This window comes from Tsuneonella flava, assembly GCF_002870965.1.
GTDB classification, from domain to species: domain Bacteria; phylum Pseudomonadota; class Alphaproteobacteria; order Sphingomonadales; family Sphingomonadaceae; genus Tsuneonella; species Tsuneonella flava.
The window spans coordinates 26,405-50,040 of the sequence record NZ_PHSO01000002.1 but is presented as its reverse complement, the minus strand read 5'-3'; the positions used below and the strand labels follow the sequence as shown (position 1 = coordinate 50,040).

The 23,636-nt window shown below is 61.5% G+C and carries 21 protein-coding genes; 14 read left to right on the top strand and 7 right to left on the bottom strand.

The window, feature by feature from the left end:
• The first annotated feature begins 17 nt into the window (after window positions 1-17).
• Complete coding sequence (gene hemN, locus CV013_RS02060; protein WP_102153623.1) at window positions 18-1,337, top strand: oxygen-independent coproporphyrinogen III oxidase; 1,320 nt, start codon at window positions 18-20, stop codon at window positions 1,335-1,337.
• A gap of 38 nt (window positions 1,338-1,375) precedes the next feature.
• On the opposite strand, the gene CV013_RS02055 is transcribed toward hemN, so the two are convergent.
• On the bottom strand, window positions 1,376-2,959 hold the full coding sequence (locus CV013_RS02055) for an acetyl-CoA acetyltransferase (protein ID WP_223805346.1): 1,584 nt from the start codon (window positions 2,957-2,959) through the stop codon (window positions 1,376-1,378).
• On the opposite strand from CV013_RS02055, the gene glpD reads away from it, so the two are divergent.
• Both glpD and putA read left to right on the top strand, forming a co-directional pair.
• Entirely contained in the window at window positions 2,940-4,421 is a 1,482-nt protein-coding gene (glpD, locus tag CV013_RS02050; protein ID WP_102153621.1) for a glycerol-3-phosphate dehydrogenase, read from the top strand. The two genes, CV013_RS02055 and glpD, sit on opposite strands and share 20 nt — an antisense overlap.
• A 51-nt stretch (window positions 4,422-4,472) precedes the next feature.
• Window positions 4,473-7,592 (top strand): bifunctional proline dehydrogenase/L-glutamate gamma-semialdehyde dehydrogenase PutA, encoded by a 3,120-nt coding sequence (putA, locus tag CV013_RS02045; RefSeq protein ID WP_102153620.1) that lies wholly within the window; start codon window positions 4,473-4,475, stop codon window positions 7,590-7,592.
• 54 nt (window positions 7,593-7,646) lie between these two features.
• Here the strand turns inward: putA and CV013_RS02040 are convergent, their stop codons facing one another.
• Window positions 7,647-8,279, bottom strand: a complete 633-nt coding sequence (locus tag CV013_RS02040) for a TetR/AcrR family transcriptional regulator (protein WP_223805391.1) — start codon at window positions 8,277-8,279, stop codon at window positions 7,647-7,649.
• Window positions 8,280-8,411: 132 nt separating this feature from the next.
• Between CV013_RS02040 and CV013_RS02035 the strand changes: the two genes are divergently transcribed.
• The gene (locus CV013_RS02035; RefSeq protein ID WP_102153618.1) at window positions 8,412-10,787 is read left to right on the top strand and encodes a TonB-dependent receptor; all 2,376 of its coding nucleotides are present in this window, start codon (window positions 8,412-8,414) and stop codon (window positions 10,785-10,787) included.
• A gap of 125 nt (window positions 10,788-10,912) precedes the next feature.
• Entirely contained in the window at window positions 10,913-11,467 is a 555-nt protein-coding gene (dcd, locus tag CV013_RS02030; protein WP_102153617.1) for a dCTP deaminase, read from the top strand.
• Window positions 11,468-11,512: 45 nt separating this feature from the next.
• On the opposite strand, the gene CV013_RS02025 is transcribed toward dcd, so the two are convergent.
• Complete coding sequence (locus CV013_RS02025) at window positions 11,513-13,024, bottom strand: replicative DNA helicase (protein ID WP_408056999.1); 1,512 nt, start codon at window positions 13,022-13,024, stop codon at window positions 11,513-11,515.
• A gap of 149 nt (window positions 13,025-13,173) precedes the next feature.
• Here CV013_RS02025 and CV013_RS02020 point away from each other — a divergent pair, with 149 nt between their 5' ends.
• The 4 genes from CV013_RS02020 (at window position 13,174) to CV013_RS02005 (ending at window position 15,936) form a co-directional block, all read left to right on the top strand.
• Complete coding sequence (locus CV013_RS02020) at window positions 13,174-13,668, top strand: UPF0262 family protein (protein WP_102153711.1); 495 nt, start codon at window positions 13,174-13,176, stop codon at window positions 13,666-13,668.
• 7 nt (window positions 13,669-13,675) lie between these two features.
• Window positions 13,676-14,380: a glycoside hydrolase family 25 protein gene (locus CV013_RS02015; RefSeq protein ID WP_102153615.1), complete on the top strand. Its 705-nt coding sequence runs from the start codon at window positions 13,676-13,678 to the stop codon at window positions 14,378-14,380.
• 135 nt (window positions 14,381-14,515) lie between these two features.
• Window positions 14,516-14,920 carry a cytidine deaminase gene (locus tag CV013_RS02010; RefSeq protein ID WP_102153614.1) on the top strand — a complete coding sequence of 135 codons (405 nt, stop codon included), beginning with the start codon at window positions 14,516-14,518 and terminating at the stop codon, window positions 14,918-14,920.
• Complete coding sequence (locus CV013_RS02005; protein ID WP_102153613.1) at window positions 14,917-15,936, top strand: S66 peptidase family protein; 1,020 nt, start codon at window positions 14,917-14,919, stop codon at window positions 15,934-15,936. Before CV013_RS02010 ends, CV013_RS02005 begins: the two co-directional genes overlap by 4 nt.
• 115 nt (window positions 15,937-16,051) lie before the next feature.
• On the opposite strand, the gene CV013_RS02000 is transcribed toward CV013_RS02005, so the two are convergent.
• Both CV013_RS02000 and CV013_RS01995 read right to left on the bottom strand, forming a co-directional pair.
• A complete protein-coding gene (locus CV013_RS02000) occupies window positions 16,052-17,209 on the bottom strand; it encodes a M14 family metallopeptidase (RefSeq protein ID WP_102153612.1) in 1,158 nt (385 codons plus the stop codon).
• The gene (locus CV013_RS01995) at window positions 17,206-17,826 is read right to left on the bottom strand and encodes a DUF4136 domain-containing protein (protein WP_102153611.1); all 621 of its coding nucleotides are present in this window, start codon (window positions 17,824-17,826) and stop codon (window positions 17,206-17,208) included. The genes CV013_RS02000 and CV013_RS01995 overlap by 4 nt, the downstream gene beginning before the upstream one ends.
• Before the next feature lie 113 nt (window positions 17,827-17,939).
• Here CV013_RS01995 and galE point away from each other — a divergent pair, with 113 nt between their 5' ends.
• The 3 genes from galE to CV013_RS01980 all read left to right on the top strand — a co-directional run bounded on the left by galE (window position 17,940) and on the right by CV013_RS01980 (window position 19,867).
• Complete coding sequence (gene galE / locus CV013_RS01990) at window positions 17,940-18,944, top strand: UDP-glucose 4-epimerase GalE (protein ID WP_102153610.1); 1,005 nt, start codon at window positions 17,940-17,942, stop codon at window positions 18,942-18,944.
• An 89-nt stretch (window positions 18,945-19,033) separates the two neighbouring features.
• Window positions 19,034-19,159, top strand: coding sequence for a type B 50S ribosomal protein L36 (ykgO, locus tag CV013_RS01985; RefSeq protein ID WP_050599643.1), 126 nt, complete (start codon window positions 19,034-19,036; stop codon window positions 19,157-19,159).
• A 72-nt stretch (window positions 19,160-19,231) separates the two neighbouring features.
• Window positions 19,232-19,867, top strand: coding sequence for an HAD family hydrolase (locus CV013_RS01980; RefSeq protein ID WP_102153609.1), 636 nt, complete (start codon window positions 19,232-19,234; stop codon window positions 19,865-19,867).
• A 90-nt stretch (window positions 19,868-19,957) separates the two neighbouring features.
• On the opposite strand, the gene CV013_RS01975 is transcribed toward CV013_RS01980, so the two are convergent.
• Window positions 19,958-20,299, bottom strand: coding sequence for a CC_3452 family protein (locus CV013_RS01975; RefSeq protein WP_102153608.1), 342 nt, complete (start codon window positions 20,297-20,299; stop codon window positions 19,958-19,960).
• A gap of 158 nt (window positions 20,300-20,457) precedes the next feature.
• On the opposite strand from CV013_RS01975, the gene CV013_RS01970 reads away from it, so the two are divergent.
• Window positions 20,458-21,006: a winged helix-turn-helix transcriptional regulator gene (locus CV013_RS01970; protein ID WP_190276551.1), complete on the top strand. Its 549-nt coding sequence runs from the start codon at window positions 20,458-20,460 to the stop codon at window positions 21,004-21,006.
• Between the two features lie 180 nt (window positions 21,007-21,186).
• Here the strand turns inward: CV013_RS01970 and CV013_RS01965 are convergent, their stop codons facing one another.
• Window positions 21,187-22,695 (bottom strand): YifB family Mg chelatase-like AAA ATPase, encoded by a 1,509-nt coding sequence (locus CV013_RS01965; RefSeq protein ID WP_102153606.1) that lies wholly within the window; start codon window positions 22,693-22,695, stop codon window positions 21,187-21,189.
• Between the two features lie 140 nt (window positions 22,696-22,835).
• On the opposite strand from CV013_RS01965, the gene CV013_RS01960 reads away from it, so the two are divergent.
• Window positions 22,836-23,606 (top strand): alpha/beta hydrolase, encoded by a 771-nt coding sequence (locus CV013_RS01960; protein ID WP_223805347.1) that lies wholly within the window; start codon window positions 22,836-22,838, stop codon window positions 23,604-23,606.
• Window positions 23,607-23,636: the final 30 nt, after the last annotated feature.

Genomic DNA, 23,636 nt, shown 5'->3' with positions numbered 1-23,636 from the left:
TCGCATAACGGGGCAGCATGTATTGGCCCCATTATCCCGAACTGCTCGCGACTCCGGTCCCGCGCTACACCAGCTTCCCCACCGCGGCGGAGTTTCGACCCGGCATTGGTCCGGCCGATATAGCGGAAGCGATCGGCAATGCGCGTGGCGACATCTCGCTGTATGTGCATATCCCGTTTTGCGAAAAGATTTGCTGGTACTGCGGTTGCAACACCGCCGCCGCCAACCGCGCGCAGCGGCTGGCGAGCTATATGGAAGCGTTACACGCCGAAATCGCGTTGGTCGGTACTATGTTGCCCGCTGATGTGCGGATTGCGCGGATCGCCTTCGGCGGTGGCAGCCCGAATGCCTTGGCACCGGCTCAGTTCGAACACCTGTTCGCGCAGCTTCGCGAGCATTTGCCGCTGGTGGCCGATCCGGTGGTGTCCATCGAGCTCGACCCCCGCTCGCTGACAAACGACTGGGGCGATACGTTACGCCACATCGGTGCCACTCACGCCAGCCTGGGTGTGCAGACCTTTGCACCGCATTTGCAGGAAGCGATTGGCCGGGTGCAGCCGCAGGAAACCATCTCCCGCAGTGTAGAGCTGCTGCGGGATGCAGGGATTACTTCGCTCAACTTCGATCTGATGTATGGCCTGCCGGGGCAAACATGGGACGATCTGGCTGAAAGCCTCGCTCTGACCGTTCAGCATCATGCCGACCGGATCGCGTTGTTCGGATATGCTCACGTCCCGCATATGCTGCCGCGCCAGCGGCGCATCGATGACAGCCGGTTGCCGGGTCAGGAACCGCGGTTCCACATGGCGGAACGTGGCTATGCTTTCCTCACGGGCGCGGGCTATCGCGCAGTTGGCTTCGACCACTTTGCCTTGCCGGGCGATCCGCTGGCGCGGGCTGCTGAGGAGGGGCGGTTGCACCGCAACTTTCAGGGCTTCACCGACGACGCATCCGAAGTGCTTCTGGGTATCGGAGCATCTGCGATCAGTAGTTTCCCCGGTCTGTTGGCGCAGAATGAAAAGAACACTGGCCGCTATCGCATGATGTTATCGCAAGGCCGCCACCCGGCCACGCTGGGCGTGCATCGTTCGACTGCCGATATGCGGCGCGGCGATGCGATTGTCGCATTGCTTTGCCACGGCAGAGCGGATGTCGGTGGCTTGCTAGATCCCGACACACGCGAACGGCTTGAACCGTTTCTGGCACGTGATCTGGCCCGGATCGAGGGGCGAACGCTGACCATCGCGGACCACGCAGTGCCCTATGCACGCAGTATTGCCGCGGTGTTCGATCCTTACAGGATCGCTTCGACGCGCAAGTTCAGTACGGCGATCTGACTGGGTTCGATCATCAGGGCGACAAGGCGGCGGGGTGCCTAATCGCACTGCCAGCGCGCCAGCTCGGCAGGGCCGTCCACGATGGTTCCGGCTGTGCCGACGGGTTCGCGCGAGCCGTCCGTCAGAAACGCGATGGTGTCTGTATCGTCCTTCGCGACAGTCGCCAGTGTTCGTGCACCATCGCCTGAGCGGGCGACGATTGTTCCGCGCTCCGGCTGGCCATCGCGGCCATATAACACGGTATATGTTTCGATGGTCGCTGCGCCGCGATGATCGGTATTTACCGGCGGAACCGGTCCACGTCGGGCATCGGCCTGTTCCTGCACCGAAAATTCCTGCGGGAACCGGGCCGATGGCAGAGGGTCGGAGGACACAGCGATGGCGTGGTTATGCGTGGCATATCCACCGTTGGCGAACAACAGCCCTGTACCGCCCCCGCTGCGTAAGCGCTCCACCATACAGGCGAGCGGATGGCTCATGTAATTGCCGATCGGGCCGCCACCGAAGGTCAGGCCGCCGAACACAGTGATATCGCGATCGTCCGGCCAGCCGAGTACACGGCGCGCCATTTTGGGCACGCACGGGAAGCAGGAATACAATTCGACATGATCGAGCATGTCCGCCGTCAACCGGTTGAATGCCAGTACGTGGGAAATTGCCGCTGCCATTCCGGGCGATGAATAGTAATCCGCTCTGGCCAATATATCGCCCGGCTCGTGCGCGGCGGCTCCCATCCCGACATAGATCACGTGGCTTTCGGGCACACCGCGCCGCCGGGCTTCTGCCAGGCTGGTGACGATAAACCCGGCCCCCTGATTCACGCTGGCGTTGGCGACCTGCAGTTTGGTGTAGGGAAAGGCAATCGGACGATTGGTGGGGCTGGGGGTGATGATTTCTGCACTGGTTCTCGCATCGTGCAGCCATGCCGATGGGGTTCGCGCTGCCACTTGCGACATGCCAGCCCACAGCGCGCCGCTTTCCGCCTGCCCTTCCGCAAGAGTCTGGCCGAGATGAGCACGCAGCGCATTTTCATAGAGCGGATAAACGTCGGTCGGCACGACCAGTCCATGACTTTGCGCGTATCCCAATCGCTGCCGGTGTGCTGCAGTACGCAAGGCGTCGTGACGTTTCTCTTGCACGGCAGCACGCCTGGCGGCTGTGCGGAGCGCTTCGCCGCCCGTGATCGCGCAGATCAGTGCTTCGCCGCGGGCGATGCGATTGGCTGCTTCGTTCAGCAACAGCATGGGGCTGTCCCCACTGGGCGTCGCTGTCTCGAACAGGTGAGCAGGGGTGGCGCCGATCTCTGCGGCGACGTGCGGGGCCACGGGGTTGAGATCGGGAAACGATATCTGGCTGACAATCGCCAGAGAATCCGCAGATGTCAGCCAGTCGCCGCCGCCTGCATCGCGCTCTGCGGCGTTCAGCGCAGCGGCCATCAATCCGGCGGAATCGAGCCCGGCGAAGGGATCATCGGGCCGGTTTTCGACCTGACCCACGCCAACGATAACGGGTGTCCTCTCATCCATACCGACAACTTTCGCGCTGTGGGCCGGTGTATGCAACCCCTTCCCAAGCGCGGTTACCCCGGTTAGCGCGGTGCAAATGCGTGATTTGCTTGTCATCGGCGGTGGAATCAACGGCGCGGGGATCGCCCGCGATGCAGCCGGGCGCGGCATGTCCGTGACGCTGGTGGAGAAGGACGATCTGGCCGCTCACACGTCGTCCGCCAGTACCAAGCTGATCCACGGCGGCCTGCGCTATCTCGAAAACTACGAATTCCGTCTGGTTCGGGAAGCTTTGCAGGAACGCGAGGTTATGCTGCGGATCGCGCCGCATCTGGTCAAACCCCTGCGTTTCGTTCTCCCGCACGAGCCGGGACTGCGGCCCAAATGGATGCTGCGGCTGGGCCTGTTCCTGTACGATCATATCGGTGGCAATCGCAGTCTGCCGGGTAGCAAGGCAGTGGATCTGTGTGCCACGCCGCTAGGCGGCATTCTTCGCCCTCAATTCACCCACGGTTTCGAATACTCGGATTGCTGGGTGGACGATGCCCGGCTGGTGGTGCTGACGGCGATGGATGCGCGCGAACGCGGCGCGGATATTCGCACCCGCACCCGCTGCGTGGCGTTGGAACGCGCGGGAGATGGCTGGCGAGCCACGCTGGAAAGCGAGGCAGGGATCGAAGTGATCGAAGCGCGCGCTGTCGCCAACGCTGCCGGTCCGTGGGTGGACGATATTGCCGATCTCGCCACAGAAGGCCGTGCCGTCGATCATTTGCGACTGGTGAAGGGCAGCCACATAGCCGTGCCGCGCATTTATGATGGCGAGCACGCCTATATTTTCCAGAATCGCGATGGCCGGATTGTATTTGCGATCCCCTACGAACGCGAATTCACTTTGATCGGTACGACTGACAAGCTGTTCACCGGTGACCGGGATAGTGTGGCGATTTCGCAGGAGGAGACTCAATACCTCTGTGGTGCGGCCAGCGAGTATTTTCGCCAGCCGGTTACGCCGGATCAGGTGGTTTTTACATATGCCGGAATTCGCCCGCTGTACGAAGATCACGCGGAAAAGAACGCAACCGTTACACGCGATTACAAGTTCGTGATCGATGCCCCCGATGGTGCGGCGCCGTTGCTCAGCGTGTTTGGCGGCAAGATCACGACATATCGCAAGCTGGCAGAACATGCGCTGGCGCGCCTCTCGCGCCATATCGCAGTGCCGGGCGGCAAATGGACGGAAAGTGCGCCGCTGCCTGGAGGGGATATTTCGGCCGACAATTTTCCTGCCTTCCTTGTTCGGGTGCGAACGCGCTGGCCGTGGTTGGGCGATATGCGATCCGAACGGATGGCGCGCGCATATGGCGAAAGAATTTCAGTGTTGCTGGATGGCTGCGACAGCGTCGAGTCGCTGGGCCGGGAATTCGGAGCAGGGTTGAGCGAAGTGGAATTGCGCTATCTCGTGGGACACGAATGGGCGCGGACCGCTGAAGACGTCCTGATGCGGCGCACCAAGCTGGGGCTGCACATGGTCAAGTCGCAAAAGGCCGCCGTGGCCGCAGCGCTCGATCACATGGTTTGATTACATACGAAACCGGGTGCATGGGCGCGCCGATTTTCCTACAGGGGCCCCATGAAACAACCAATCGACCGTAGCCAGATTCGCCACGCATATCGCCAGACAGAGGAGGCCTGTGTTGCCGAACGTCTGAGGCAGGCGGCGCCTGCTCAGGCTGTTCATGGCGAAGCGGCTAAACTTGCAGTGAAGCTGGTGGAAGGCGCGCGCGAGCATAATGCCAGCGGAATAGACGCCTTTCTCCATACTTACGGGCTCGCCACCGAAGAAGGTGTGGCGCTGATGTGTCTGGCCGAGGCGCTGCTGCGCGTGCCGGATAGCGCCACCGCAGATGCGCTGATCAGAGACAAGATCGGTGACATCGACTGGAGTGAGCATCTGGGCGAATCGAGTTCGACCTTCGTCAACGCAGCAACATTTTCGCTAATGCTGACCGGAGAGGTGCTGGAAAAACCGGAACTCCACCAGAAAGGCATGGGGGCCACGCTCAAACGCACCATCGGGCGATTGGGCGAACCGGTGATCCGCAAGGCGACATTGCAGGCGATGAAAATCCTTGGCGGTCAATTCGTGTTTGGCCGGACTATCGAGGAGGCGCTTAAGCGCGCTGCACCCGCCCGCGCGAAAGGCGAAACCCATTCGTTCGACATGCTGGGCGAAGCGGCAATGACGTTCGACGATGCCGCACGATATCGGCAGGCATACGAACGCGCTATCGAACGTCTCGCGAAAGAGGCGCAGGGCGGGGTGGTTCGTTCCCCCGGTATTTCGGTCAAGTTGTCAGCGGTTTATCCGCGATACGATTTTCTTCATGCAGCAGCGGCGACCAAGGCGCTGGTCCCGATGTTGCGGGAATTGGCGGGCAAGGCGCGCGATGCGGATATCCACTTTACGATCGACGCGGAGGAAGCAGAGCGGCTCGAACTGTCGCTCGACATCATCGAAGAGCTGGTTGCGGACGACGATCTGTTCCGTCGCCCCGATGGCAGTGAATGGACCGGTTTCGGGCTGGCAGTTCAGGCCTATCAGAAGCGCGGGGTGCATGTTTGCGACTGGGCTGTGCGGCTGGCGCGCCGCTATGGGCGGCGGTTGTTTGTGCGGCTGGTAAAAGGGGCCTACTGGGACACTGAAATCAAGCTGAGCCAGGTCGGCGGCTACAACGATTTCCCTGTATTTACGCGGAAAGTCGCAACTGACGTTTCCTATCTCGCGTGTGCGGCAAAGCTGTTTGAGGCAAGCGATGCCATTTACCCAGCGTTCGCGACCCATAATGCCTATACGATTGGCGCGATTAAAGCGCTGTCGAAAGGACGCGAATTCGAATTTCAGCGGCTGCATGGCATGGGCGAGGAAGTCTATGCCGAACTGGGCAAGCTGGAAGGCAACGCGCGGACCCCGGTGCGGGTCTATGCCCCGGTTGGGGTGCACAAGGATCTGCTGGCCTACCTGGTACGGCGATTGCTGGAAAATGGCGCGAATTCCAGCTTCGTGAACCGGATGGCCGATGCCGAAGTGCCAGCAATCGAACTGGCAACCGATCCCGTGGCCGAACTGGCTGAGCTGGAGCCGAAGCGCGACCCATCGATAACGTTGCCCGCGGACATTTTCCCCGGTCGCCGCAACAGCGCCGGTATCGATCTGGCCGATCCGCTGGTCTGCGAACCATTGCTGAAACGACTGGCCGCGCTCGATTCGCGCCATTGGGATGCAGGCCCGACTTTCCCGGCACAGGAATCGGGCGAAGTTGCGCCGATCACCTCGCCGCACGATCTGGCGCATGAAGTCGGCACGCGGCGCGATGCGACCGAGGCCGAAGTGCGTGTCGCCATCGGTTTGGCGGCCGAAGTGCAGCACGGCTGGAACGCGCTTGGAGGCGAGAGGCGGGCGGTCTTGCTGGAGGCGGCCGCGGATGCATTCGAAGCGCATACCGATGAATTCATCAGCCTGTGCCAGCGCGAAGCAGGAAAAACGCTGGTCGATTCGGTGCTCGAACTGCGTGAGGCGGTCGATTTCCTGCGGTATTATGCTTTTGAAGCGCGCCGCCAGTTTTCCGCGCCGATCATGCTACCCGGCCCGACAGGGGAGGAAAATCGCCTCACTCTGAACGGGCGCGGTGTGTTCGCGACGATCAGTCCGTGGAATTTCCCGCTGGCTATTTTCATTGGCCCGGCGGCAGCCGCGCTTGCGGCGGGCAACACGGTTGTGGCCAAGCCTGCCGAACAGACCCCATTGATCGCGGCGCTTGCGATCCGTCTGTGCCATGAAGCTGGCATTCCCGAACAGGTGTTTCAGTTGCTGCCCGGTGCAGGCGATGTCGGGCAATTCATTACGTCCGATCCCCGGCTCGCCGGGGTGGCCTTTACCGGATCGACCGACACGGCGCAGGCGATCAATCGCAGCCTTGCCTCGCGGGAAGGTCCGATCGCGACCTTTATCGCGGAAACCGGCGGGCAGAATGCGATGATCGTCGATAGTTCGGCTTTGCCCGAACAGGTGACCCGCGACGTAGTCGCCAGTGCATTCCAGAGCGCGGGCCAGCGATGCAGTGCGCTCCGCACGCTCTACATCCAGGAAGATGTGGCGGATGAAATGCTGGCGATGATCCGCGGCGCATTCGAGGCGCTGGTGGTCGGCAACCCCGAAAGCCTTGCAACAGACGTGGGGCCGGTGATCGATCCCGATGCCAAGGCCGCTTTGGAACGCCACGTGGCGCGCCGCAAGAAAGGCGGGCAGGCCGTGTGGCGTCAGAAAATGCCCCGCAGCACGGCAGCAGGCTGTTTCGTCGCGCCGACGATTATCGAGATCCCTTCGATCCTCGATCTGCGGCGGGAAAACTTCGGCCCGGTGCTGCATGTCGTGCGGTTCAAGGCCAGCGATCTGGAGCAGGTCGTGGCCGATATCAACGCCACCGGTTATGGGCTGACGTTAGGGCTGCATAGTCGCATTGAATCCACCCGACGCACGGTCGAACGGCTGGCAACTGTTGGCAATTTCTACGTCAATCGTAACCAGATCGGCGCAGTGGTCGAGAGCCAGCCCTTCGGCGGCGAAGGAATGAGCGGCACCGGCCCCAAGGCTGGCGGCCCGCACTATGTCGCGCGTTTCGCGACCGAGCGGGTGGTCTGCATCGACACGACGGCTGCGGGGGGCAATGCCAGCTTGCTGGCCGGGCTATAGCAGCTGAGCGCGATGGGCGCGCCATGATAGCTGGTGTTGGCGGGGTGAGCTGGCTTAACGGCCCAGCCCGTCACCCAGCAGCGCCGCCACGGCGCCGGTGATATCGTCGACCGGTCGGGTATCGTCCCACACACCGAAGCGGAGGCCTAGGAACACGTTCATTCCCATGATCGCCCATGCGCGCACTTCGTTGTCGCCCGGTGCGATATCGCCATTCTCAACGGCGGCGTCCAGCCGGGCGGCGATGCGGTTTGCTGCGCCTTCATAATGGTCGCGATAGCTGGCCGGATCGGCAAATTCAGCCTCGTCGATAATGCGGTAGATTTCCTTGTTCTGGCGCGCAAAGCCCAGAAATGCAGCCAGCGCTTCGCGTTCGCGCTCCACTCCGCTGGCATCGGCCGCCATCCCGGCGGCGGCGGCCTTGGCCACGCCTTCGCTCATATCTTTGACCAGCGCGGAGAAGATCGCCTCCTTGCTGTCGAAATAAGTGTAGAAGCTGCCCAGTGCGGTGCCAGCACGGCGAGTGATCCCGCTGATCGATGCCTCATGAAAACCGCGTTCGCCGAATTCCTTTGCCGCCGCGTCGAGCAGGCGACGCATGGTTTCGCGGCCACGCGCAGTGCGCGGCTGTTTGCCGGGGCTGGCGACGCTCTTTTCCGTCTCTTCAATACGATCGGCTGTGGCCATCGGGCAACGACGTAAGGCCATCAAATCGATCGCGCAACGAAAAAAGTTGAAAGGTGGTTCATGTTTCAATATTGAAGCGGGGAACGGCAGATGCGGCACCCGAACCGCGCGCCCTGGAGGAGAGACAAACCCATGAACCGTCCGACCATTCATGCCAGCCGTCTGGCGCTCGCCGCATCGTTTGCGTTCGGAGCGTTCGCTGCGCCCGCTTTCGCACAGGATGCCGCCGATGCCGCGCCTGCTGCCGACGCTGATACAGCGGCCGCCGAAAGTGGCATTACCGATGGCGATGCGATTGTCGTGATCGCGCGTAAGCGGGAAGAACGCCTGCTGGATGTGCCCATCGCGATCACTGCATTGGGCGAAGCCGCGCTCGACAAAATGGGCGCGAACGATCTCTCGGGCGTTCAGGGCGCAGTGCCCAACGTCAATCTCGTGCAGGGCCGCGGATCGGCCAGTTCGGCCAACTTCTTCATTCGCGGCATCGGTCAGCCTGATGCACTGCAAACCTTCGATCCGGCGGTCGGCGTGTATGTCGATGGCGTGTATATGAGCCGTATTCAGGGTGCTCTGCTCAACCTGTTCGACGTTCAACGGGTAGAGGTGCTGCGCGGCCCGCAAGGCACGTTATACGGCAAGAACACCATCGGCGGCGCAGTCAATATCGTTTCGAAAAAACCCGATCTGGATCGCACACTGGGCGAGGCGGCTTTCACATACGGCGATTACAACGAAACCACGGCCAAGGGATATGTCTCGTTGCCGGTGGTGCCGGGCAGTGTGGCGCTGTCGGTTGCGGCGCTTTACGACAACCGCGACGGGATCGTAACCGATCCGACAACGGGCGAGAAATACAACGACCGCAACAATCTGTCGGCCCGTGCGATCCTGCGGGCCCAGCTAAGTGAGGGTGTGGAGGTTTTACTGTCGGGCGATTATACCCGCCAGCGCAATTCTCTGACACTGGGGTATCCCACTGCGCCGCTGGTCGGGTTCGATTATAATGCCACCTTCACCGCTCTGACGCCGTTCGTTATCGCGCCTGCGGCAACATATGGGGCCTATGACTACAAGGCGACGCCAAGCTTCCATAATGGCGAGGGGCAGCGGCTTGATCATTGGGGTGTTTCGGGCACGGTGAATGTCGAACTGGGCGGCCCGTTCTCGCTGACCTCCATCACCGCCTATCGCAAACTCCGCCCCGATCTCTATATCGACATCGATGCGACCGCCGCGCAGGTGGGCGATGTTTTCGTCGGTATCGATCAGCACCAGTTCAGTCAGGAACTCCAGCTCAAGCTCGATGCCGATCGGCTCGCGGGTGTATTCGGCCTCTATTATCTCAACGAAAAGGTGACTTCGCATCAGGAGGCATATGCCAACGATTACCTGCGGTACGTTGGCACACCGCTCGATTTCATCCGCTATATCGACGACGACCAGAATCTCGATAGCTACGCAGCGTTCGGTCAGCTGACGTACAATCTCACCGATCAGCTCTCGCTTACGGCGGGTCTGCGTTACACCCGTGAGACGAAGCGGTATCATCGCGAAACCACCGCTTTGCTGTCGAGCCCGGTTTTCCCGGCAGTTCAGGTGCCCAGCGGTTTTGTCTTCCCCGACGATCTCCCGGCACCGTACAATGCACTGAACGAAGTGACGTTCGATGCGTGGACCCCGATGGCTTCGCTTAGCTACAAGCCGAGTGAGAATATCATGGTCTATGCCTCGGCCAGCCGCGGGTTCAAATCAGGTGGCTTCAATGGCCGCGTGAACGGGCTGGCGGACGTGACGCTGGAAGTTGACGGGCAGACCGTAGTTGTCCCGTACTTCGCCCCGGAAAAGGTCTGGACTTACGAGGCAGGCGCCAAGGGAAGCTGGTTGAACGGCAAAGTGACAATGTCGCTGGCCGCTTTCCATTCGGATTACACCGATTTTCAGGCGCGCGTCGGTGGCGGCAACACCGGGATTACCGGGGGCAGTTTTCCGGTTATCAATGCCGGACAGCTGAAGATCGACGGTGTCGAATTCGAAGCGATGGTGCGGCCTTCCCGCCCGCTGACACTGTCCGCGTCGGTTGGATATCTCGATGCACGATACACCGAATTCAAGGATGGCCGTCGTCCGCCTGCTTTCAGTTGCAACCCCACCGGTAGCAAAATCGTTTGCAAGCCCGCGTTTGCACCGCCGCTTACCGCGCGACTGGGAGCGGATTACACTGTGCCGATCGGCGCAGCGACACTGAGCTTTGGCGGCGATGCGCGCTTTGTCGACAAGCAGTATCTCTCGGTCGATAACCGCGAAGGCCTGATGGAAGACGGCTATTTCCTTGGCAACCTTTACGCGCAGATCGATTTCGACAAATTCTATGTCCGCGGCATGGTGAAGAACGTGACGGATTCTCTGTACAAAACCGACGGGCAGGAATTCAGCTCGGTCGGCAATATCCAGACCGTTTATTACGGCGATCCGCGGACCTGGCAGGTAACGGTCGGCGTTCGTTTCTGACCAGGGCAGGGGAGCCGGGTTTCCGGCTCCCCCCACACCCCCTCCACCCCGCTGCCTCGTCACTAAGGGGGGAAAAGCGCGCCTGCCCGCTTGCCCGCAATGCATAGCTGGTCAATCACCACGACATGGCGATTCTCTCCGATAAATGGATCCGCGACGCGGCCACCACCCACGGCATGATCGAACCTTTCGTCGAGGCGCAGCGGCGCGATGGGTGTATATCGTATGGCCTGTCATCCTATGGCTACGACGCGCGCGTGGCGGACGAATTCAAGATCTTTACCAATGTCGATTCGGCGGTTGTCGATCCTAAGGATTTCGCGTCCAACAGCTTCGTCGATCGCAAAACCGATGTCTGCGTGATCCCGCCCAACAGCTTTGCGCTGGCCCGCACGGTGGAATATTTCCGCGTGCCGGAAGATGTGCTGGTGATCTGTCTGGGCAAGAGCACTTATGCCCGTTGCGGCATTATCGTGAATGTCACTCCGCTCGAACCGGGCTGGGAAGGGCATGTGACACTGGAGTTTTCCAACACCACCCCGCTCCCGGCGAAGATTTACGCCAACGAAGGCGCGTGTCAGTTCCTGTTCCTGCAAGGCAACGAGCGATGCGAGACGAGTTACAAGGACCGGGCGGGCAAATACATGGGGCAGCGCGGCGTCACTTTGCCTAAGCTGTAGGCGTCAGCGCCGCCGCATGTCCCCGGTGGATGCGTGGTCGAAACCTTATTCGTATCCGTAGCTGCGGTCGTCCTGCGCCAGGTCGGAGAACTTGGTATATTTCGCTTCGAATTTGAGGCGGACTTTGCCGGTGGCACCGTGGCGCTGCTTGGCCACGATCAGTTCTGCGATGCCGTGCACCCGTTCCATTTCCGCTGCCCATGCGCTGTGGGTGTCATGAACATTGGCATCGTCGTCTGCCTGCGGAACTTTGGGCTCCTTGGCGGCGATGTAATAGTCTTCGCGATAGACGAACCAGACCATATCCGCGTCCTGCTCGATCGAGCCGGATTCGCGCAAGTCCGACAGCATCGGGCGCTTATCGTCACGCTGTTCGACTGCACGGCTGAGCTGGGACAGCGCGATCACTGGCAGTTCCAGTTCTTTCGCCAGCGTTTTCAGGCCGCGGCTGATTTCCGAGATTTCGTTTACGCGGTTGTCGTTGGCGCGGCCCGATCCCTGCAGCAGTTGCAGATAGTCGACTACGATCAGCCCGATATTGTGCCGCCGCTTCAACCGGCGGGCGCGGGCGCGAAGCGCGGCAATGCTGAGGGCAGGCGTATCGTCGATAAACAGCGGCAGTTCGGCCAGTTTCTGGCTGGCGAATGACAGCTGCTGGAATTCTTCCCGGCTCAGCCGCCCCATACGCAGCGCTTCGCTGGAAATCTCGGCCACTTCGGCCAGAATACGCGTGGCAAGCTGGTCCGCGCTCATTTCCAGGCTGAAAAATGCGACGCCTGCGCCCACCGATGCCTTGTCGTCGATCCCGTCCACCCGGTCGCGTAACAGACGGTTGGCGCAGTTGAAGGCGATATTGGTCGCCAGCGAGGTCTTGCCCATGCCGGGACGACCGGCGAGGATCACAAGGTCGGAATCGTGCAGACCGCCGATCTTGTCGTTTACCGATGTGAAGCCGGTGGTCTTGCCTGCGATATGGCCGCCCGAATTGATCGCTTTCTCGATCTGGCCGAGCGCCTTGTTCGTTGCCTGTCCGAAACTGGAGGCTTCGTTCTGGCTCGATGCGCCTTCGGCCACCTGAAACAGCGCTGCTTCCGCGTGTTCGATTTGTTCGAGCGGGGCGACCGATTCGCTGGTGTCCAGCGCGCCTTCCACCAGATTGCGCCCCACCGACACCAGTTCGCGCAGCAGAGCCAGATCGTAAATCTGTTCGGCCAGTTCACGCGGGGCGAGCAGACCCTGCCCATCGGCGGTCAGTTGGGCGAGATAGGTGATTCCACCCAGCTCTTTCAGTGCCTCGTCCGCTTCGAAATAGGGTTTGAGCGTGACCGGCGTGACCACGGCATTGCGATCGAGCAGGCTGACGATCCGCTCGAACACCCGCTGGTGGACCGGTTCGAAGAAATGCTGCGCGCGAATCGGAGTGCCCAGTTCTTCCAGCACGCGATTGTCGATCAGGATCGCGCCAAGGAATGCCGCCTCCGCTTCGATATTCGCGGGCAGCGCACGGATGACGGGCGCACTGGCCCCATTGGTGGTGGTTTCGGGCTGGCGCAGCATAAGGTCTTGTTCGGGCATTCGCGCGTCTTGCGCTTCCGGCCCCTTCATTGGCAAGGGCTGCGATACCACACCGGGTTGTGGATAGCGGGGATGGCGCAGGTTTGGCCTTGCGGGATACCCGGATGGTCTGCGAAAGGCAGCTTTCGATCATGTCCGATTTCAAGCCCACCTGGCGCATCGCCCACATCACGCTCGACGAGGATACGATCCTCTGGCGCAATGCCGATGTCGAACAGGAACGGCGCGTGGCGATTTACGACCTGATCGAAGAAAACGCCTTCAAACCGATCCGTGCTGTGGAGGCGGGGCATAACGGGCCGTACAATCTCGCGCTGTCGGTGCCGGAAGGGCGGCTTGCGCTGGCGATCTCCACCGAAGATAGGCAGCCGCTGGAAACCCTGTTGCTGGGGCTGGCGCGTTTTCGGCGCCCTATCCGCGAATACTTTGCGATCTGCGACAGCTATTATCAGGCCATCCGCAAGGCGACCGCGCAGGAAATCGAAACCATCGATATGGCGCGCCGGGCGATTCATAACGATGCCGCGGCATTATTGATGGACCGGCTCGAAGGAAAAGTGGAAACCGATCACTCCACGGCGCGGCGACTGTTCACGCTGATCTGCGTTCTCCACATCAAGGGCTGAGGCGGGCATGGCGCGCAAAAGGAAGGCGGCAACCGGCTGGCGGTTGCGGGCAATTGGCGCGCTGGTGCTGATCGGGCTGATCGGCGCGGGCTGGTTCTGGTGGCACTTGCAAAACTGGACGCCGCCCGTGGCAGATTATCCCGATCAGGGGGTCGAGGTCGGTGCCGCCGATGGCGCGGTCAATTTCCGCACTCTGCGCGCGTTGGGTGCGAAGTTCGCCTATATCGACGCCAGCGACGGGGAAGATGGGGCGAACAGGCGCTTTGCCACCGATTTCGCGGCAGCAAGTGCAGCGGGCCTGAAAGTCGGTGCGGTGCATCGCTTCGATCCGTGCGTGCTGGCCGATGGCCAGTCGGCCAATTTCGTCACTATCGTCCCGCGCGGAGGCAAGCTCTTGCCACCGGCTATCGCACTTGATCGGACAGCGGACGATTGCCCGGAACGGGTAAGCGAGGCGGCCGTGGAAAGCGAGCTGATGACGCTGATCAACCAGATCGAGGCCCACGCGGGCAAACACGCGATTCTCAAGATTTCGCGCGGATTCGAGGCGCGCTATGGTTTGGCGGAACGGTTCGAGCGTAACCTGTGGGTAGAAGGCACCCGTTTCCGCCCGACATATGCCAAGCGTCCGTGGTTGTTGTGGACGGCCAATCGCAGGCTCGATAGCCCGGCAGCGGATCAACCATTGCGCTGGGTGGTGGTACAGCCATAGCGGCGTTGCCTGCCGCTTCGCGCGGCGTGCGGCCAGAGAACAGGCTTCCCAAAGCTATCGGCCAATAACCGCAGGTTAAACCCCGCGCTATTCTCGACACTCGCCAGCTCGGCAGACGCATAGTAAGCAGGTGGGATGACCGATGCCGATCTGATCGATGCCGCCCGTGGCGCTGCCGCGCATTCATACTCCCCTTATTCGCAATTTGCGGTCGGCGCGGCGCTGTTGTTTGCCGACGGCAGCGTGGTGACGGGCACCAATATCGAAAACGCCAGCTACGGCCTCGCGCTTTGTGCAGAGACAGTGGCGGTATCGAAAGCGATGGCCGATGGGGTTCGTGGCGGACTGGTTAAAGTGGCGGTGACTGGGCCGACCGACGATCCGATTACGCCTTGTGGACGCTGCCGACAGGTACTCAACGAACTGGCGCAACTGGGCGGCACCGACCCGCAGATATTGTGCGTGGGCGCAAGTGAGGTGCGGCGCGTGACTTTGAGCACGCTGTTGCCCGACGCATTCGGCCCGGCGAGCCTGTCATGATCGACCGGCGCGGTGCACTTGCGGGGGCAGGCGCTCTCGCCGCGATGGCGGGAATGCCGCTGCGGGCTACTGCGAAAACCCGCAATCTGCCGCCGCGCCTGAAAGCGGGCGATGTCGTCGGCATTGTTGCCCCGTCGAGCGCGCTGAGTTCGGAAGACAAGCTCGAAAATGCGGAGCATTGGCTGCGCGGCATGGGGCTGGTGCCGAAAGTTGGCCCGCACGCGGGCGATCGCGATGGCTATCTGGCGGGCACCGATGCTCACCGTGCTGCCGATATCAATGCGATGTATGCCGACCCCGAAGTGCGCGCGGTGTTCGGCGCCCGTGGTGGCTGGGGCGGTGCCCGCCTGTTGCCGTTGCTGGATTGGAACACGATTCGCGCCAATCCCAAGCTGTTCATGGGCTTCAGCGATATTACCGCGCTGCACCTGTCCTTCGCGGCGAAAGCGGGATATCCGACGATCCACGGCGGCAACGCGACCAGTAGCTGGCCGAAGGAACAGTGGGAGAGCTTCTGGCGTCTCGCCTTTGCTGCCGACACGCCAACGCTGGGCGGCATCGCGGAAGAACAGGCCGTGGGGCGACCGGGCCGAACGATCCACGGTGGCAAGGCGCGAGGCAAGCTACTGGGCGGAAACCTCACGATCGTGTCGACTTTGATGGGCACCCCGTGGGTGCCCGATTTCACCGGTGCGATCCTGTTTCTGGAAGATATCGGGGAATCGGAATACCGGATCGATCGGATGTTCCAGCAGTTGCGTCTGGCAGGCGTACTGGGGCGGATCAACGGAATCGTGTTCGGCCAGTGTACCGATTGCCGCACGAGCGATGCCGATTACGATGGCTTCACACTCGATCAGGTGATCGATCAGTATCTTGGCCCGCTGGGAATTCCGGCGTTCACAGGGGCCAATATTGGCCACGTTCGTAACCAGCTATGCTTGCCATCAGGCGGGCAAGTGGAACTGGACGCCGATGCGCGGACTATCCGGCTGCTGGAGCCGATTGTCGCTTAGGAAGCCGGGGGCTCTGACCTTACCCCACTATTCGTCGCCCCGGACCTGATATGGGGCCCGGGGTGACGGCAGAGGAAGAATGTTCGCGGCGAGAATGCGCCGCAGGCCCTGACGCTCAGTGCCCTTCGTCAAGCCATTCCAGCAGGCTGGCCAGACAATCGCGACCCAGAATCTGGCAGCGTTCCGGGCTCCACCCCTGTTCGGCGTCGGGTAAGTCTTCGTTATCCTTGAATGGCATTTCCAGCGTCATCGAACAGGCACCGAAACGTTCGGCTAGCTGGTTGGTGCTCATCGACAGGTTCGCCGTGCCGGGCTTCGACACGGCATAGCCCTTGGCAGTCTGGAAATCGGGGGTGCGTCGTTCGAGGATCGCGCGATAGCGATAGTATTTGTCGCCCAGATCGTCGGTCCAGCTGGGGATGCCTTCGAACCCGGCCAGAAACACAGCGGGGATCGCTTCGTCCCCATGCACGTCCATTGCGAAATCGACGCCGGTGGCGTCCATCGCATTGCGGATCGCCAGCACTTCGGGCGATTTATCGGCGCTGGGGCTTTCCCATTCGCGGTTCAGGTTGGTGCCCACGGCATTGGTCCGCAGATGGCCCCGGCGGCTGCCGTCGGGGTTGCAGTTGGGCACGATATGGAACCGGCAACGCTGGCGCAGCGCGCGGCCGATGGGATCGGCGGGATCGGTCAGGCATTCGAGCGCGCCCTCCATCCACCATTCGGCCATCGATTCGCCGGGGTGCTGGCGGGCATAGAGCCACACCTGCTTGTCACCGTCGCCCAGTTCGAGGCAGTCGATTACCTGCCCATCGAGGGTGGTGCCGAGCGCGCGATAGGAAACACCTTCGCTGGCGGCCGCTTCCGACACCAGATCGTGATGCCGTTCCATCGAATACGGCGCGAAATAAGCGAACCACACCAGATCGCTGGCCGGGGTATAGCGAATAGTCAGCGTGCCACCATCGGCTTTCGCGTCGTAGTCGCTGTCGGCGCGGCCCCAGAAATCGCGGTCTTCGCTTACGCAGGCGCGATAGCCGGGCCAGCCTGCCGGGTAAGCCGATGTTTCGAGATCGACGATCTTGAGCACCAGCTCGCGCCCCGCCGCGCCTGAAACGCGGAAATGAAACCACTGGCGAAATTCGCTCATATGGTCATGCGGGATAGCGAGGCGGGCGGTTGCACCGTCCACGCTGAGAACTTCGATATTACCGCTATCGAATTGAGAATCGATGCGGATGGCGGGCGGGGTGTTTTGCGATGAGGTCATTTGACCTCGATAGTCGCTCCAGATTCTCCTGGGAACCCGGTGAACAGCGCTTCTGCCATTTCCGGGGCGAGTTTTGCCGTTTGCGCGTCCTTCGCGCTGGCTTTCAGGTTCGTTTGCGCGCGACCTTCCCACAGATGACTGCCTGCTGCATCTTCGAACACCACTTCCAGAGTCGTGACGAGTCGCTCACGCGATTTTTTGCTGCCCAGCAGGAAGCCGAGGCCGACGCCAAGATTCACTCCGCTGCCGCGACCGTAATAACCGCCCCCGGAACCGACGCCGACGCCCACGCTCACCCCGCTTTTGCTGCGGGACTGATCGTCCTTGAATACCTTTTGCGTGAGAGAGACGCGGGCCATCCGCGTGGCCTCGGGATCGATAGTAAACCCTTGTTCGGTTAAGGCAGCGCCTACTGCATCGAGCCAGGCGCGCGCTTCCAGATCGCTGCCTTCGAAACCATTGCCGACGGCCAGCGCGATCGGTCCCGGTTGCGCCCCGGCGAGGGATTCGGGGGTGTGGAAGCGCGTGACTTCCACTTCTGCCGCTGCCACAGGCTCTGCCAGAGCCGGTGAAAGCATCAGGGCCGGAATGGCGAAGAGAGCAGGTTTGAAACGCATGGCAGATAAAATCCTGAATGGTTTACGCACAAGCTTGGACCAAATGCCCTGTCCCGGCGGTGAATGGAGCTCGCTTAACTCTATCTTTGTGCAGTTGTGGTAGCACGTCGGTCATGATCAAGCCAAACGCGCTCGTCACCGGCGGTGCCGGCTATATCGGCAGCCATGCCGTTCTCGCTTTGCGCGATGCCGGTTATCGCGTTGCGGTGATTGATAATCTCGTCACCGGCTTTCGCTTTGCGGTGCCCGATGACGTGGCCTTTTATGAAGGCGACATCGCCGATGCCGGACTGATTGCTCGCATTGTTGCCGAGCAGGATATCGGTGCCGTGATGCATTTCGCCGGATCGGTAGTGGTACCCGAATCGGTAGAGAATCCGCTCAAATATTACGATAACAACACTGTCCGCAGCCGGGCACTGATCGCGGCACTGGTCGATGCCGGTGTGCCGCATATGATCTTCAGTTCCACGGCGGCGACATATGGTATGCCGGGCACCGATACAGTGACCGAGCAGACCCCCACGGTGCCGATCAACCCCTATGGCTGGTCGAAACTGATGACGGAGCGGATGCTGGCCGATACCGCCTTTGCTCACCCGCTGAACTATTGCGCGCTGCGTTATTTCAATGTGGCCGGTGCCGATCCCCGCGCCCGCACCGGACAATCGACCGCCGGGGCGACTCACCTGATCAAGGTCGCGGTCGAAGCGGCATTGGGGAAGCGCGATCACGTTGCGGTATTCGGCACCGATTACGACACGCCCGATGGCACCGGAGTGCGCGATTACATCCACGTGTCCGATCTGGCAGCAGCGCATGTGCTGGCGCTGGAAGCGCTGGTGGCGCAGCCCGACCGGTCGCTGACGATGAACTGCGGATATGGTCGGGGCTTTTCCGTACTCGAAGTGCTCGACGCTGTGGACCGGGTGACCAATCGCAAGATCGTGCGCCAGATGGAGCCGCGACGGGCAGGCGATCCAGGCATGCTGGTCAGCGATCCGACGCTGATCCGCCAGACTTTGCCGTGGCAGCCGCAATATGCCGATCTGGACACGATTGTCGGCCATGCGCTGGCGTGGGAGCGAAAGCTTGGCGAAATCCGTGGTGGCGGTTGACTTTGCCCCGCCGTACCCTTAGGGGCGCGGCTTGATTTTGCGGCATCGGAGCGCATCTCCGGTGCCGAAATTTTTGGAAAGCGCAACCCATGAAGATCCGCAACAGCCTCAAGTCGCTCAAGGGCCGTCACCGCGATTGCCGCGTGATCCGTCGCCGTGGGCGCACTTATGTCATCAACAAGACCAACCGTCGTTTCAAGGCGCGTCAGGGCTGATGACAGTGCCGCCGCGATTCGTTCGCGGCGCAACAAAGACAGAGGGCCCCTGCGTATGCGGGGGCTTTTTGCGTGACTGATACGAACGAGAATATCCCCTCCGCACCGGTCGAGGCCGTCGTGTTCGACGTTGGCCGCGTATTGATACAATGGGATCTGCGGACGCTGTTTGCGAAGCTGATTGCCGATCCGGAAGAACTCGACTGGTTTCTGGCCAATGTCGTTACCGAGGAATGGCACTTTCAGCACGATGCCGGGGTGCCGCTGGCGGAAATGGTGCCTGCGCGGCAGGCGGAATTTCCGCAATATGCCGATCTGATCGCGGCATATGCCACGCGCTTTCTCGAAACCGTGCCCGGTCCGGTGCCCGGTAGTGCTGCCCTCGTCGAACGGCTGCACATGCGCGATGTGCCGCTCTATGCGATTACGAACTTCGGTGCGGAATTCTGGCAGATGTTCCGGCCGACATGCCCGCCGCTTGATCGGATGCGCGACATCGTCGTTTCCGGGCAAGAAAAGCTGGCCAAGCCCGACCCGGCCATATTCCAGCTGGCAGCGCAGCGGTTCGACCGGGATCCGCAAACGATGCTGTTTATCGACGACAATGCTGCCAACATCGCCAGTGCCCGCTCGCTGGGCTGGCAGGTTCACCATTTTGGCGCGGCAGACGCGCTTGAGGCCGATCTGGTCGCGCGTGGGTTGATCTGATCCGCGATTTCACAAAAAAGCCCCCGGCCATTGGCTGACCGGGGGTGTAATGTACGTCCCGCTTTATGGAGAGGAGGGGACGGTCGGGAATTATTTGCCGTTGCAACGCGCCAGTTTCGCTTCGTCCAGCGCTTTGCCATCGGCAGAGAATGACGTGACATCGCCTGCCTTCTTCGCCAGACGCGCGCACACGATTTCCGGGCGACTGGTTGCGCGATCGGCGGTGCAGGCGGTTTCGGCGCAATGCCATGCCACTCCGCCTGCGACGACAACCTTATTGCCCGCGGCGGAAGCCAGCTCAGCCTGATAGAACGGACCTTGCGCCGCCTGTGCAGGGGATGGTGCCAGAGCGGTGCCAAATGTCAGTGCGGTCCAGCCAAGCGCGGCGACAATTGCAATGGGGCGAGCGGATTGGGTGAGGGAGAGGTTCATCCGAAGCATCCTTTTCAACTTGTCAAACCCGACATCGAATCGATATCAGTTGCGAATGAGTACCTATGTGATTCGAAAGTAAGTTGCAATAGAAAACTTACTTTCGCTTTTGTGACATTCGCGAAAGACGCTAGGGAAGCTGTGAAAGCGAGAAGATTATGGGCGATATCCGCGAACCACTCCACGAACTGACCGCCTGCGGCTTACCCGAAGCGCTGGAAGTGATGGGAGAGCGCTGGTCATTTATGATCCTGCGCGCCAGTTTCAACGGTTTGCACCATTTCGAGGAATTCCTCAGCGAGCTGGGTATCGCGCGCAATATCCTGTCCAACCGGCTTGCGCGGCTGGTCAGCCACGGGATTCTCGATCGGCAACCGTGCGCCGACGACCGCCGGCGAATCGAATACCGTCTTACTGCCAAGGGTGCCGATTTGCTGCCCGCGATGATCGCTTTGCGCCAGTGGGGGCAGAAATACGGCGTCGACGTGATAGAAAACCCGGTTTTGGTGGACGAACAGGATCGCTTGCCGATCGGCCCCATCGCGATCGTATCGCATGATGGGCGGCGACTGACGGGCAAGGATCTGCGCTTCGTCGCCCCTGAAAGCCTTGGCAAACGGGCGGACGGGACACAGGCAACCGCTGCCGACGGTTTCGACCGGGTGAGTGGTGCGCCAAATGCTCCGGCATTGAAGGCTGTGCGGTAGAGGCCTGGAGTCAACGTTCGCCGTATAATCCGTCGTTCCTGGCCTTCGCCCTGGCGCTTGTTGGCACGACCATTGCTGTCTCTAACCGCACACTGCCCATTGTCATTGTGAGCAACGGAGTGACCCGGTTTCCGTGGGCGCAGGGCTAGGGCTGACGACAGAGGAGAAGGTGCGGCTCGATTATGCCCGTGGCGGTTGGCGGCGGTAAGAAAGTGCCTCTGCTACATGAATCCGGCCCACGCGCTCGGCGCCGGCCAGATCAGCAATCGACCGCGCTACGCGCAGCATCCGGGTGTAGCCTCTGGCTGACAGGCGCATCCGCTCCGCCGCCTGCAACAACAAGGTGCGCCCCTCCTCGTCGGGTGTAGCGAATTCATCCAATGCGTCGCCGGTCAGCTCTGCATTTGTGCGCGCGCCCGTTTGCGCGAAGCGATCGGTTTGTCGTGCCCGGGCCTGCGCCACGCGAGCGGCGAACTCGGCGCTACCCTCCTCCGCCGGCGGCAGAGCAAGATCGGTGGCGCTGACCGGCTGTACTTCGACATGGAGATCGATCCGGTCGAGCATCGGGCCGGAGACCCGCGACTGATAATCGGCGGCGCATCGCGGTGCGCGGCTGCAGGCAAGCGCGGGGTCGCCCAGATGGCCGCAGCGGCAGGGGTTCATCGCTGCCACCAGTTGCACACGCGCGGGGAATGCGACGTGGGCATTGGCTCGGGCGATGTCGACCTTCCCTGTTTCCAGCGGCTGCCGCAGAGAATCGAGCACTGCGCGTTGAAATTCCGGCAATTCATCAAGAAACAGCACCCCCAGATGGGCGAGGCTGATTTCGCCAGGGCGCACCTTCAGGCCGCCGCCGGTCAATGCGGCAATGCTGGCGGAGTGATGGGGCGCGCGGAACGGGCGCGCCCGACTGATCCGCCCGCCTTCCAGCGTACCGGCCACCGATGCCACCATGCTGACTTCCAGTGCCTCCGATGCGGTGAGGGGCGGAAGGATGCCTGGCAGACAGCTTGCCAGCAGGCTCTTCCCCGCGCCGGGCGGGCCGATCATCAGCAGATTGTGCCCGCCCGCTGCAGCTATTTCGAGCGCGCGCTTGGCGGTTTCCTGCCCCTTCACCTGTCGGATATCGGGCATGTGCCCGACTTCTTCGATTTCGCCCGGCTGCGGCGTCGGCAGTTGCTGAGTGCCCTTGAGGTGGTTGAGCAAGCTGATCAGATCGGGCGCGGCGATCACCGGAATGCCACTTGCCCAACGCGCTTCCGGCCCCTGCGCCGCCGGGCAGATCAGTCCTGCGTCATGTTCGCTGGCGTGGAGCGCGGCCAGCAGAACGCCCGGCGATGGCGCAATCCGCCCGTCCAGTGCCAGTTCGCCCACGGCGACCCAGTCTCCCAGTTGCTCGGCGTCGGTCACGCCCATCGCAGCCAGCAGAGCGAGCGCGACAGGCAGATCGTAATGGCTGCCTTCCTTCGGCAGATCGGCGGGGGACAGGTTGATAGTGATCCGCTTGGGCGGCAGGGCTAGGCCCATCGCGGCGAGCGCGGACTGCACCCGTTCGCGGCTCTCGCCCACGGCTTTGTCGGGCAGGCCGACTATCGCGAAGCGCGGCAGTCCGGGCGCGATCTGACACTGCACCTCCACCGCCCGCGCCTCCAGACCAAGATAAGCAACGGTACGAACCAGTGCGACCACGAATACCCTCTACTTGCGTATTGCTACGTAATGAATGTAATAAACAGCGAAGTCGAGAGCAAATCGGTATGGTTAATATTTATTAATTAATAATATTGCAACCATTTTAATTGGGTAAATGGCAGGGTGTGCGGGGTGAAATGATGATTATGCGTGGCGTAATTTCCCTGATTGTCTGTATTGTCAGCCTTTTCGCGCTGCCCGCCCACGCGCGCACGGTCATCAGTGTCACGATCGTGGAAGAATGGGTGGACGATGCTGGTGGCCGTTTTACAGCTGTCGATCCGGCGCCTATCCCACAGGGAATTGCCCGTTTTGGCCCTTTCCGGGTGATCGATCCACGGCGGGCTGCGCTGGTCGATGCAACCGATGCTCGCTCACCACGGGCATTAGCGGCGATGATGCGGGCATATCCCCATATTACCATGCTCGAAATGGTGGAGTGTCCGGGCACGGATGACGACACTGCGAATCTGATGGTTGGCCGGATGATCCGCGCCGCCGGATTGATAACGCATGTTCCCGCTCATGGATCGGTGCGTTCGGGTGCCGTCGAACTGTTTCTGGCGGGGAAGGAGCGCTGGATCGACGATGGCGCGGAATTCGCCGTCCATTCCTGGCAGGATAACTACGGACGCGAAGCGCGGGACTTTGCTGCCGATTCGCCGGTCAATCGGGCATACGTCGATTATTATCAGTCGATGGGGATGAGCGCGCCTCAGGCCCGTGCGTTTTACGATATGACCAATTCGACGCCCAATGCCGATGCCCGCTGGCTGACCGCGCAGGATATGCGCGGATGGATCGGTCAGAGGAGCGAGCGGCAGCGCGCTGTGCGCTATGCCGATGTGACGACGCAAGTCACCGCTCCGAAAATCGCATATCTTGACTTGGGCCGCAGCATACCCTAACCGCGCCCACCTGTAGGCGGTCTCCTTTGC